Origin of the sequence: Curtobacterium sp. NPDC088465, assembly GCF_044753165.1 — a bacterium.
Classification (GTDB): Bacteria; Actinomycetota; Actinomycetes; order Actinomycetales; family Microbacteriaceae; genus Curtobacterium.
This window is the reverse complement of the sequence record NZ_JBIVMR010000001.1, coordinates 42,272-54,117: the sequence shown is the minus strand read 5'-3', so window position 1 is coordinate 54,117 and position 11,846 is coordinate 42,272. Positions and strand designations below refer to the sequence as shown.

Genomic DNA, 11,846 nt, shown 5'->3' with positions numbered 1-11,846 from the left:
CGGCGGGGCATCCACGGAATGTCCCGAGCGGGGATTAGGCTCCGTCGCATGGCCGGAGGCACCAAGTCGACCACGCGCTCGCGCGCGTCCACGTCGTCCCGCGGGAGCGGGTCGCGCGGTACGTCGCGCACGCAGGCCACGACGAAGAAGCTGCCGCAGGCGGCACCCACCCCGGTGTTCCGCGAGCAGAACCCCGTCGTGACCGCATGGCTCGCGATGGCGCACGGCGTCGGAGCACTGTTCCGGCTGCTCGGCAAGGAGACCCTCGCCAAGGACGAACGACGCGACGGTTTCCCGTTCCTCCTGTTCGTGCTCGCGCTCGCGGGCGGTGTCGTCGAGTGGCTCAACCCCACGAACCCGGTGTCCGTCACGCTCGACGCCTACACGTTCGGCGGGCTCTTCGGGCGACTGGCGGTCGCACTGCCCGTCATCATGATCGTCTTCGCCGGATGGCTCTTCCGCCACCCGGCGTCGGTGCACGACAACACCCGGATCGGCATCGGTCTCGGGCTGATGCTCGTCTCCATCGCGTCGCTCTGCCACGTGTTCGGCGGGCAGCCGAGCGCGTCCGACGGCATGGTCGCCCTGGCCGCCGCCGGTGGTGTCCTCGGCTGGGTGGTGATCAGCTGGCTCGTCGCGGTCGCCACCGTGTGGGTCGCGGTGCCGGTCGCGGTGGTGCTGCTCGTGCTGTCGCTCTTCATCATCACGAAGACCCCGCCGAACAAGACCGGACGCCGCCTCCACGAGCTGTACGCGTACCTGTTCGGTGCGCCGGCCCCCGTGGCCGAGGACGAACCCGCCACCGAGGCGGACGCCGCTCCGGCAGCGTCCCGAGCACGGACGTCGAAGCGCCGCACGAAGGACCAGACCGACTTCCCGCTGTTCGAGGACCTCGGGTTCGAGGACGAGCAGGCTGCCGGCAGCGAGGACGCCGAGAGCACCGTCCCGTGGTGGCGCCGGAACAAGTCCGGTCGCGAGGAGGACCCGGCGTACGACAGCCCCGTGCTGCCCGCGTCGGCGACGCAGGCCGTGCCCGACCGCGGAACCGGTGCCGGAGTCGGCGTCGGTGCCGGTACGGCTGCAGGTGCCGCTGCCGGTGCCGCTGCTCCGGCCTCCGGCGCGAACGCGGGCGCGGCCGCCGGACTCGTGGACCACACGCCCGTGGTGCCCGCCTCGGTGAACCTCAACGACTCGGTCGAGCACGACGACGTGCACGGCGCACAGGAGGTCGAGCAGGACCTCGCCGTCGCCGAACAGGCCCTCCGCGACTTCGGCACCCCGGTGCCCGAGCAGCCCGCGGCGGTCGCCCGGCCCGACGCCGGGGTCTCCCCGGTGGTCTCGCCGACGGCGCCCGAGCCCGAGGCCGCTGACGACGGCCTGCCCGCCGCGACCGCCGCCGACGAGGACCCGGCAGCCCCGTACCGCCTGCCCGCAGCCACCACCCTCAGCGCCGGCACCCCCTCGGTCGCCCGCAGCCAGGCGAACGACGACATCGTGGCGGCGATCACCGGCGTGCTCACCGAGTTCAAGGTGGACGCGAAGGTCACGGGGTTCTCGCGCGGACCGACGGTCACGCGCTACGAGATCGAGCTCGGTCCCGGTGTGAAGGTCGAGCGCGTCACGGCGCTGTCGAAGAACCTGTCGTACGCCGTCGCGTCGAACGAGGTCCGCATCCTGTCGCCGATCCCGGGCAAGAGCGCGATCGGCGTGGAGATCCCGAACACGGACCGCGAGATCGTCTCCCTCGGCGACGTCCTGCGCTCCGGCGCGGCCACGAAGTCGAAGCACCCGATGACCATCGGCGTCGGCAAGGACGTCGAGGGCGGCTTCGTCGTCGCGAACCTGGCGAAGATGCCGCACCTGCTCGTCGCCGGCTCCACGGGCTCCGGCAAGTCGGTGTTCATCAACTCGATGATCACCTCGCTGCTGATGCGCGCGAAGCCGTCCGAGGTCCGCATGGTCCTCGTCGACCCGAAGCGCGTCGAGCTGTCGATCTACGCCGGGGTCCCGCACCTCATCACGCCCATCATCACGAACCCCAAGAAGGCCGCCGAGGCGCTGCAGTGGGTCGTGAAGGAGATGGACATGCGGTACGACGACCTGGCGTCGTTCGGGTTCCGGCACGTCGACGACTTCAACAAGGCCGTGCAGAACGACGAGATCGTCCTGCCCGCCGGCAGCGAGCGGAAGCTCAAGCCGTACCCGTACCTGCTCGTCGTGGTCGACGAGCTCGCGGACCTCATGCTCGTCGCCCCTCGGGACGTCGAGGAGTCGATCGTCCGGATCACCCAGCTCGCCCGTGCCGCCGGCATCCACCTGGTGCTCGCGACGCAGCGGCCCTCGGTCGACGTCATCACCGGTCTCATCAAGGCGAACGTCCCGTCGCGCGTGGCCTTCGCGGTCACGAGCGTCACCGACTCGCGGGTCATCCTCGACCAGCCGGGCGCCGACAAGCTCATCGGGCAGGGTGACGGGCTCTTCCTGCCGATGGGCTCGTCGAAGGCCGTCCGTGTGCAGGGTGCCTGGGTGCAGGAGAGCGAGGTCGCCGAGGTCGTCGCGCACGTCACGCGCCAGGCGCGCCCCGAGTACCGGCAGGACGTCCAGGCCGTGGTGGAGCGCAAGGAGATCGACGCCGACATCGGCGACGACCTCGAGCTCCTGCTCGCCGCGGTCGAACAGGTCGTCTCGACCCAGTTCGGCTCGACCTCGATGCTGCAGCGCAAGCTCCGCGTCGGCTTCGCGAAGGCGGGCCGACTGATGGACCTCATGGAGTCGCGTGACATCGTGGGGCCGTCCGAGGGGTCGAAGGCCCGCGACGTGCTCGTCACGCCCGACCAGCTCCCGGGCGTGCTCGCGAAGCTCCGGGGCGAGGAGCCGCCGGCTGCTCCGGCTGCCGACGGACCGCCGTCGGTCCGGCCGGGAGGCACGACCTCCGTCGCCGGGGCCGACCCGGCTCCGGCTGCGGCCGGCTCCGGGGCTCCTGCCGGACCCGCCGGGGCGGGTGCCGGTGGTCAGGACGACGACCGGTACGGCTCGGACCCGGTGGCGGACATGACCCGCGGGTACCCTGAGGTCGAGGACGACGGACCGGACGAGGACGCATGGGGACTGACGGGCAGGGAGTGAGCACGTGACCAGCTCGGAGACCACACACGGGGCTCGGTTCCCCTGGCGCGGACGGTTGCTCCGCAAGGGGGACGGCCCGGCATCGACCGCGAACGTCGCCAACATCATCACCGTGGTGCGCATCCTCATGGCGCCGCTCTTCTTCGTGATGCTGCTCTCCGACGGCGGCCAGGACACGTCGTTGCGCGTCTGGGCGGCCGTCGTGTTCGTCGTCGCGATCGTCACGGACAGCGCGGACGGCATCATCGCCCGACGCCAGAACCTGGTCACGGACTTCGGCAAGCTCGTCGACCCGATCGCCGACAAGGTCCTGATCGGCGGTGCCCTCGTCGCGCTGTCGATCCTGGGTGAGCTGCCGTGGATCGTCACGGTGCTGATCATGCTCCGGGAGATCGGCATCACCGTGTTCCGCTTCGCCGTGCTGTCCGACCGGGTCATCCCGGCGAGCCGCGGCGGCAAGATCAAGACCGTGCTGCAGGCCGTCGCGATCACGCTCGCACTGTTCCCGTGGTGGAACGTCGTCGGTGACCTGGCGCACTGGGTGAACGGCATCCTCATGACGGCGGCGCTCCTCGCGACGGTGCTCAGCGGGGCGGACTACCTGTGGCAGGCCTGGAAGCACAACCGCCGAGCAGCATGACGTCGGCCGGTACCGGGGCCGCCGGTCCGACGGGTCGGTCGTCGATGCCGGGGTCGGGGTCGCAGTCGGGGTCGGTGTCGGACGAGGAACTCGCGCGCGCGCTCGTCGGTGTCCTGACCGCCCGGGGCGAGACCGTCGCGGTCGCCGAGTCCCTCACGGGCGGACTCGTCGTCGCGACGCTCGTGGGCGTCCCCGGGGCCAGCGCCGTCGTCCGCGGCGGGGTGGTCGCCTACGCCACGCCGGTGAAGGCGACGGTGCTCGGGGTCGACGCCGACCTGCTCGCGTCGAACGGCGCGGTCGACCCGGAGGTTGCACGGCAGATGGCCTCGGGCGTCCGGACGGCCCTGGCGGTGGACGGCGTCCCCGCCACGTGGGGGATCAGCACGACCGGCGTCGCCGGACCGGACCCGCAGGACGGCAAGCCGGTGGGCACCGTCTTCGTCGGCATCGCATCCGCGGAACGCAGTGTCGCGACGGAGTTGCACCTCGAGGGGGACCGGGCAGCAATCCGCTCGGCCACCGTCTCCGAACTCCTGGCACGGATGACGACCGAGGTCGACAGCGGGGAATAGGTCCTGTTGCCACTGGGTTACATCCCACGCAATCTCCAGCAGGACGGCAGCCGGCGTGGTTAGCATGCTGCGAACGGCAACGCTACTGTTGCTGAACCCGACCCCAGGTCACCCGGACCGGGCGGGCGCGGAGACGACAGGAAGGAGGAGTCCACATGGTTCTCGTTCGTCAGGAGATCGGCGACGTGCTTCGGGACTTCCGCTTGCAGAAGGGCCGGACCCTCCGTCAGGTCGCATCCAAGGCCAGTGTCGCGCTCGGGTACCTCAGTGAGGTCGAGCGTGGGCAGAAGGAGGCCAGCTCCGAGATCCTCGCCTCGGTCGCGGATGCCCTCGACACCCCGATCTCGACCATCATGCGCGAGGTGGGCGACCGTCTCGCAGTCGTCGAGGGGCTCACCCCGGTCCCCGACACACTGCCCGACGACCTCGTCGCCGAGTTCGACAACGACCTCGCGGTGCGCTGACGCACCACCCCCTCGAACGCCCTCGCCGGTCCGCCGGCGGGGGCGTTCGTCGTTACGCTGGACCGATGCGCGTGAGTGAGTTCTGGCGAGCCGTCGACCAGGTGTTCGGGGAGGCCTACGGCGCCGTGGTGTCCCGCGACGTCGTGCTCGAGGAGCTCGGTGGACGTTCGGCGGCGGACGCGCTCGACGCGGGCATCGACGCCAGGCGGGTGTGGGAAGCACTCTGTGACTCCCAGGACGTCCCGCTGGACAAGCGGCACGGCAAGGGCCTGGCGGAGCCGCGCGACTGACTCCGTCGTCCGAAACTGTGTTCGGCGTGTTGCTCGAACGCGTGTTCGATCGGTGCTAGGTTCCTGCACATCGGCGCTGTCCCGGACCATCGTCCACAGGTCGCGCGGTCGCAGGCAGTGATGTCGGTGGCCCGCCCTAGGTTCGAGGTCATCGGGAACAGCCCGAAGCCTTGTCGCCGAACACCAGCCCTGCACCACCGGCTGGGGTGGACGCGACAGCCTACAGGCGGCCGACACCGAGCACGAAGGAGCACCCCATGCCATCACCCGCAGACCGCGAGAAGGCCCTCGAGACCGCACTCGCCCAGATCGACCGGCAGTTCGGCAAGGGGACGGTCATGCGTCTCGGCTCGGACGAGCGCGCGCCGGTCGCCACCATCCCGACCGGCTCCGTCGCGCTCGACGTCGCACTCGGCATCGGCGGCCTCCCGCGCGGCCGCATCATCGAGATCTACGGCCCGGAGTCGTCGGGTAAGACGACCCTGACGCTGCACGCCATCGCGAACGCGCAGCGCGCGGGTGGCATCGCAGCCTTCATCGACGCGGAGCACGCGCTCGACCCCGAGTACGCGAAGAAGCTCGGTGTCGACATCGACGCCCTCCTCGTGTCGCAGCCCGACACCGGTGAGCAGGCGCTCGAGATCGCCGACATGCTCGTCCGCTCGGGGTCGATCGACCTGATCGTCGTCGACTCGGTCGCCGCCCTGGTGCCGCGTGCCGAGATCGAGGGCGAGATGGGCGACTCGCACGTGGGTCTCCAGGCGCGCCTCATGTCCCAGGCCCTGCGCAAGCTCGCCGGTGGCCTGAACCAGACGCAGACCACGATGATCTTCATCAACCAGCTGCGCGAGAAGATCGGCGTGTTCTTCGGCAGCCCGGAGACCACCGCCGGCGGCAAGGCGCTCAAGTTCTACGCGTCGGTCCGCCTCGACATCCGTCGCATCGAGACGCTGAAGAGCGGGACCGACGCCGTCGGTAACCGCACCCGCGTCAAGGTCGTGAAGAACAAGATGGCTCCGCCCTTCAAGCAGGCCGAGTTCGACATCCTGTACGGTACGGGCATCTCGCGCGAGGGCTCGCTGCTCGACTTCGGTGTCGACCACGGCATCGTGAAGAAGTCGGGTGCCTGGTACACCTACGACGGCGACCAGCTCGGGCAGGGCAAGGAGAACTCGCGCTCGTTCCTGATCCAGAACGCGGACATCGCGGCGGAGATCGAGGGCAAGATCCTCGCGAAGCTCGGCGTCGGTGGCGCCAAGGCCGATGCTCCGGTCGAGTCGATCGCGCCGAAGCTGGCGGAGCGCAAGGGCGCGTGACCGGCGCAGACGACCACGACGAGGGCCTCGCACCGGTCACCGACCTGTTCGGTGCGCGGTCCCGTCGTGGTCGACGCACCCCGCCGGCGGAGCCGGAACCTGTCCGATCGAGCCCGGTCGAGCCGGGCACGGTCAGGCCGGGCACGGTCGGGCCGGGCACGGTCGGGCCGAACCCGGTCGAGCCGAGCCTGAGCCCGGTCGATCTGGCTCCGCGCGCGGAGCGTGGCGTTCCCGGCGGCACCGGGTCGTCCGACGACGGCTGGGCGCCCGAGTCGATGGTGCTCGGTGACGACGAACGGCGGTTCGGCCGGGGGGCGACCACCGCGGTGAACGACGAGTCCGCCAGCTCGGGGTCGGCGACGGGGACGCCCGTCGAGGACGACCCGCCGGTGCCGGCCGCGATCCCGTTCCGCGGACAGCAGTCCGAGGCGGAGTGGGTGTCACCGGTCGTCGGCGACGGCTCCGGTCGGAGTGCACGTGCCGAGCAGCACGGGTACGACGAGGACACTGCGGACGCCGCGAGCGCATCGGTGTTCGCCATCGCCAGCGGTGACGAGATCGACCCGGCCGACGCCCCACGACCGCTCGACGAGCAGCGCGCCGATGCCGAGCGTGTCAGCATGCGCGCGCTCGGGCGCAAGGGGGTCAGCGAATCGGAGATGCGGCAGCTGCTGACGAAGCAGGACCTCGACGACGACGTCGTCGAGTACGAAGTCGCCCGACTGGTGCGCGTGGGTCTGCTCGACGACGTGGCCCTCGCCACCGACCTGGTGGACCGGCTGCACGAGCGCAAGGGCCTCGGTCGCCAGGGCGTGGTCGCCGAGCTGCGGCGCCGTGGCATCGACCAGGCGGCGATCGACGCGGCGCTCGAGGCCGCGGAGGACGACGCCGACGACGAGTTCGTCCGCGCGATGGAGCTCGCTGAGAAGCGTGCACGCCAACTCCGTGGGCTCGACCGTGCGACTGCCGAGCGGCGCCTGAGCGGCTTCCTGATGCGCAAGGGGTACGGCTCGGGAGTCGTCCGCATCGCGGTGGAGCGGGCGCTCGACGGTCCGCCGCGACGCTCGCCCTCGGGTGGGGGCACCGTCCGCTTCGAGTAGCGCGGCGGCGGGCTCGACGGCCGTCCTGCGGACGCCGCGGTCGACCTACACTGGGACGATCATGGCCACCGTCGAAGCCCGCCCCAGAACCTACGAGGTCCGCACCCACGGGTGCCAGATGAACGTCCACGACTCGGAGCGCCTGAGCGGGTCGCTGCAGGCGGCCGGGTACGTCGCGTCGGACGGCGAGCAGGCGGACGTGGTCGTCATCAACACCTGCGCCGTGCGCGAGAACGCGGACAACCGTCTCTACGGCAACCTCGGGCAGCTCGCGGGCATCAAGCGCACGCACCCCGGCATGCAGATCGCCGTCGGCGGGTGCCTGGCGCAGAAGGACAAGAACGTCATCCTCGAGAAGGCGCCCTGGGTCGACGTCGTCTTCGGCACGCACAACATGGGGTCGCTGCCGACCCTGCTCGAGCGGGCTCGGCACAACGACGAGGCGCAGATCGAGATCCTCGAAGCGCTCGACGTGTTCCCGTCGACGCTGCCGACCAAGCGCGACTCCACGCACAGCGGCTGGGTGTCGATCTCCGTCGGCTGCAACAACACCTGCACCTTCTGCATCGTCCCGTCGCTCCGTGGCAAGGAGAAGGACCGTCGTCCGGGCGACGTGCTCGCCGAGATCCAGGCGCTCGTCGACGACGGAGCCATCGAGGTGACGCTGCTCGGGCAGAACGTCAACTCCTACGGCGTGGAGTTCGGCGACCGTCAAGCGTTCGGCAAGCTGCTCCGCACCGCCGGTCAGATCGACGGCCTCGAGCGCGTGCGGTTCACGAGCCCGCACCCGGCCGCGTTCACCGACGACGTGATCGACGCCATGGCCGAGACCCCGAACGTCATGCCCCAGCTGCACATGCCGCTGCAGTCCGGGTCGGACCGGGTGCTCAAGGCCATGCGTCGGAGCTACCGGAGCGAGCGGTTCCTCGGCATCCTCGACCGCGTGCGGGCGAAGATCCCGGACGCCGCGATCTCCACCGACATCATCGTGGGGTTCCCCGGTGAGACCGACGAGGACTTCGAGGACACCCTGCGCGTCGTGGAGCAGTCGCGGTTCGCCTCGGCCTTCACGTTCCAGTACTCGATCCGTCCGGGCACGCCGGCGGCGACGATGCCGAACCAGCTGCCGAAGGAGGTCGTGCAGGAACGCTACGACCGGCTCATCGCGCTGCAGGACCGCATCACCGCCGAGGAGCACGCGAAGCAGGTCGGTCGGAGCGTCGAGGTGCTCGTCGCCACCGGCGAGGGCAAGAAGGACGAGACCACCCACCGCCTGTCCGGCCGCGCCGAGGACTCCCGCCTCGTGCACTTCGCCGTGCCGCAGGGCTCCGCCGTCCCGCGTCCCGGCGACGTCGTCACCGTCGAGATCACGCGCGCAGCCCCACACTTCCTGATCGCCGACAACGAGGGCCCCCTGCGGATCCGTCGGACCCGTGCCGGTGACGCCTGGGACCGTGCGCAGGCCGAGAGCTGCGGTGTGCCGACCCCGTCCGCCCCGGGCGCCGGGCCCCGTCCGGTCTCGCTCGGGCTGCCGAGCCTCCGTGTCGGACGCTGACCGGCCGCTCGCGGCGGTCGGACCGCGCCAGGACCGTACCCCCGACCTGATCGCGGTCGTCGGTGCGACCGGCACCGGCAAGTCCGAGGTCGCCCTCGCCGTCGCGGAACGGCTGCGGGCGAGCGGCCGTCCCGCGGAGGTCGTGAACGCCGACGCCATGCAGCTCTACCGCGGCATGGACGTCGGCACCGCCAAGCTGTCGGTCGCGGAGCGGCGGGGCATCCCGCACCACCAGCTCGACGTGCTCGCGGTGACCGACGAGGCGAGCGTCGCGGCCTACCAACGCGGCGCCCGTGCGGACGTCGAACGGATCACGGCGGACGGCGGCACCGCGGTGCTCGTCGGCGGCAGCGGGCTCTACGTGTCGGCGGTGCTGTTCGACCTCGCCTTCCCCGGCACCGACCCGGAGCTCCGCGCCGAGCTCGAGCGCGAGCACGCCGAGCACGGGCCGAACGCCCTCCTCGCGCGCCTGCGCGCCCTGGACCCGGCCGCGGCAGCCGACGTCGACTCCCGCAACCCTCGGCGGCTCATCCGGGCCGTGGAGATCGCGAGCCGGTCCGAGGTCGTGACCCCGCGCCTCCCGGCCGCGCCCCGCGCATGGCGACCGGCTCGGGTGCTGCACCTGCACCGCGAGCGCAGCGGGCTCGTCGCGTCCCTGCACGCGAGGGCCGAGCGGATGTTCGCCGACGGCCTCGTCGACGAGGTGGAGGCGCTCTGCGCGGAGGGGTTGGAGCAGGGACGCACGGCCCGCGCGGCGATCGGGTACTCGCAGGCGCTCGACGTCCTGCACGGCCGAGCGACGACGGCCGAGGCGGTGGAGGCGACGGCGGTCGCGACCCGCAAGTACGCCAGGCGACAGGTGTCCTGGTTCAAGCGGTACGACGCCGAGGTGGTCGACGTCAGCGGCGCCGACGTCGCGGGGCTGCATGCGGCGGCCCGTAGGATCGTGCCGTGACCGAGCTGCACTTCACGAAGGGCCAGGGGACGGGCAACGACTTCGTCCTGTTCGCCGACCCCGACGCAACGGTCGACCTGACCCCCGAGCGCATCCGGGCCATCGCCGACCGCCGCTTCGGCGTGGGCGCCGACGGTGTCATCCGGGCGGTCCGGTCGGAGGCGATCCCCGAGGGGCGCACGCTCGTCGCCGTCGAACCCGCCGCCACCTGGTTCATGGACTACCACAACGCCGACGGCTCGGTCGCCGAGATGTGCGGGAACGGCATCCGCGTCTTCGCGCGGTACCTGACCGAGTCCGGGCTCGTCGACCTCGCGCCGGGGGAGACGCTCACGGTCGGCAGCCGCAAGGGGCTCGTCGACGTCCAGCGCACCACGAACGGCTTCTCGGCCGACCTCGGGCGCTGGGGCCTCGGCATCGAGGGCGGCGGGGCGAACGACGTCACCGTGCGAGCGAAGGAGCTCGACGGTGCACGACCCGGACTCGGCATCGACGTCGGCAACCCGCACGTCGTCGTGGCCGTGGCGACCGAGGACGAGCTCGCCGAGGTCGACCTGACGTACGTCCCCGTCCTCGACCCGGCGCCCGCAGCGGGCGCGAACGTCGAGTTCGTGCTGCCCGGTGACCCCCTCGTCAAGGACGGTGTGGGGGAGATCACCATGCGCGTGCACGAACGGGGGAGCGGCGAGACGCTGTCCTGCGGCACCGGTGCGGTCGCGGCCGCCCTCGCCACGCGGTACTGGGCGGGGCCCTCGGCGCCGGACACCTGGCGGGTGCGGGTGCCGGGCGGGGTCGTCACCGTGCGGATGTTCGCGGCGGAGGACGGCGAGCACGTCGCGCTGGCCGGTCCGGCAGAGCTCGTGTTCTCCGGGGACCTGACCGTCTGACGGTGCCGCGGTGCCGCGGTGCCGCGGTACCGCGCTGCCGCGGTACCGCGCTGCCGCCGTGCCGGCGCGAGCGGGACGCCGTCGTGCCAGTGCGACGGCGAGGTGCAGACGACGCGCCGGCGTGCTCGCGAGACACCGGCGTGTCCTCGAGACGCCGTCATGCGTGCGAGACGCCGTCGATCTCTGCGGCGTCTCGGCTGTCCGGATGCGTCTCGCGTCGACGCCGGCGTCTCGTGCGGGTACGGGCGCAGCCCAGCGCAGCCCGACCCGCCGCCTGCGCCCTGCCCCGGGCTACTCGGCGGTCCGGCGGACCCGGATCACGCGGAAGCCCTTGTCGGTCGTGGCCCGCGACACCGCGAACCCGTCCCCGAGCGCGTCCCCGAGCCACCGCTGCAGGGAGTCCCCGCCGAGGTCCTTCGACACCACCAGCCAAGCGTCCCCGCCGACCTCGAGCCGGGGCAGCCACGTCAGCAGGATGGCGTGCAGTTCGTCCTTGCCCACCCGGATCGGCGGGTTGGACCAGATCGTGCGGAAGCGCAGGTCCGCCGGGAGCTCGTCCGGCAGCCCGACGGTGACGTTCGACACCCCGGCTGCGACGGCGTTGCGCTGCGCGAGACCGAGGACCCGCTCGTTGACGTCCACGCCCCAGACCCGGGCGTCCGGCGACTCGAGCGCCATCGTGATCGCGATCGGCCCCCACCCGCAGCCGATGTCGAGCAGGTCGCCCTCGGGCGCGGGCGGCGGCACGGAGCCGAGCAGCACCCTGGTGCCGCGGTCGACACCGTCCGGGCTGAACACGCCCGCGGCGGTGGACAGCGTGAGCGACCGTCCGGCGAGCGTGACGTGCACCTGTCGCTCACGGGCCTCCGACGAGGGGTTCGCGGAGAAGTAGTGCTCGTTCGCCATGGAAGAACCGTACCGGCGAGCCCGTGTGTCCCGGG

At 71.7% G+C, this 11,846-nt stretch carries 11 protein-coding genes; 10 read left to right on the top strand and 1 reads right to left on the bottom strand.

Translation table 11 applies throughout. The annotated features are described in order from the left end of the window. Positions 1 to 48: 48 nt before the first annotated feature. From ACIP6W_RS00245 to dapF, 10 genes are all read left to right on the top strand, one after another. Entirely contained in the window at positions 49 to 3,126 is a 3,078-nt protein-coding gene (locus ACIP6W_RS00245; RefSeq protein WP_400427573.1) for a DNA translocase FtsK, read from the top strand. 4 nt (positions 3,127 to 3,130) lie between these two features. Continuing rightward, entirely contained in the window at positions 3,131 to 3,766 is a 636-nt protein-coding gene (pgsA, locus tag ACIP6W_RS00240; protein WP_066653285.1) for a CDP-diacylglycerol--glycerol-3-phosphate 3-phosphatidyltransferase, read from the top strand. A gap of 44 nt (positions 3,767 to 3,810) precedes the next feature. After that, positions 3,811 to 4,338: a CinA family protein gene (locus tag ACIP6W_RS00235; protein WP_400340869.1), complete on the top strand. Its 528-nt coding sequence runs from the start codon at positions 3,811 to 3,813 to the stop codon at positions 4,336 to 4,338. A 155-nt stretch (positions 4,339 to 4,493) separates the two neighbouring features. Further along, complete coding sequence (locus tag ACIP6W_RS00230) at positions 4,494 to 4,802, top strand: helix-turn-helix domain-containing protein (RefSeq protein ID WP_058742950.1); 309 nt, start codon at positions 4,494 to 4,496, stop codon at positions 4,800 to 4,802. Positions 4,803 to 4,867: 65 nt separating this feature from the next. Then, positions 4,868 to 5,092, top strand: a complete 225-nt coding sequence (locus ACIP6W_RS00225) for a DUF3046 domain-containing protein (protein WP_209686053.1) — start codon at positions 4,868 to 4,870, stop codon at positions 5,090 to 5,092. 257 nt (positions 5,093 to 5,349) lie between these two features. Then, positions 5,350 to 6,408, top strand: coding sequence for a recombinase RecA (gene recA, locus ACIP6W_RS00220; protein WP_066653287.1), 1,059 nt, complete (start codon positions 5,350 to 5,352; stop codon positions 6,406 to 6,408). Next, positions 6,405 to 7,508, top strand: a complete 1,104-nt coding sequence (locus tag ACIP6W_RS00215) for a RecX family transcriptional regulator (protein ID WP_400427570.1) — start codon at positions 6,405 to 6,407, stop codon at positions 7,506 to 7,508. The genes recA and ACIP6W_RS00215 overlap by 4 nt, the downstream gene beginning before the upstream one ends. Before the next feature lie 61 nt (positions 7,509 to 7,569). Continuing rightward, entirely contained in the window at positions 7,570 to 9,063 is a 1,494-nt protein-coding gene (gene miaB, locus ACIP6W_RS00210; RefSeq protein ID WP_251154829.1) for a tRNA (N6-isopentenyl adenosine(37)-C2)-methylthiotransferase MiaB, read from the top strand. Beyond that, positions 9,050 to 10,018 (top strand): tRNA (adenosine(37)-N6)-dimethylallyltransferase MiaA, encoded by a 969-nt coding sequence (gene miaA / locus ACIP6W_RS00205; protein ID WP_400427567.1) that lies wholly within the window; start codon positions 9,050 to 9,052, stop codon positions 10,016 to 10,018. Before miaB ends, miaA begins: the two co-directional genes overlap by 14 nt. Then, the gene (dapF, locus tag ACIP6W_RS00200) at positions 10,015 to 10,905 is read left to right on the top strand and encodes a diaminopimelate epimerase (RefSeq protein ID WP_066653297.1); all 891 of its coding nucleotides are present in this window, start codon (positions 10,015 to 10,017) and stop codon (positions 10,903 to 10,905) included. Before miaA ends, dapF begins: the two co-directional genes overlap by 4 nt. A 291-nt stretch (positions 10,906 to 11,196) precedes the next feature. Here the strand turns inward: dapF and ACIP6W_RS00195 are convergent, their stop codons facing one another. After that, entirely contained in the window at positions 11,197 to 11,811 is a 615-nt protein-coding gene (locus tag ACIP6W_RS00195) for a class I SAM-dependent methyltransferase (protein ID WP_209686045.1), read from the bottom strand. Positions 11,812 to 11,846 lie beyond the last annotated feature (35 nt).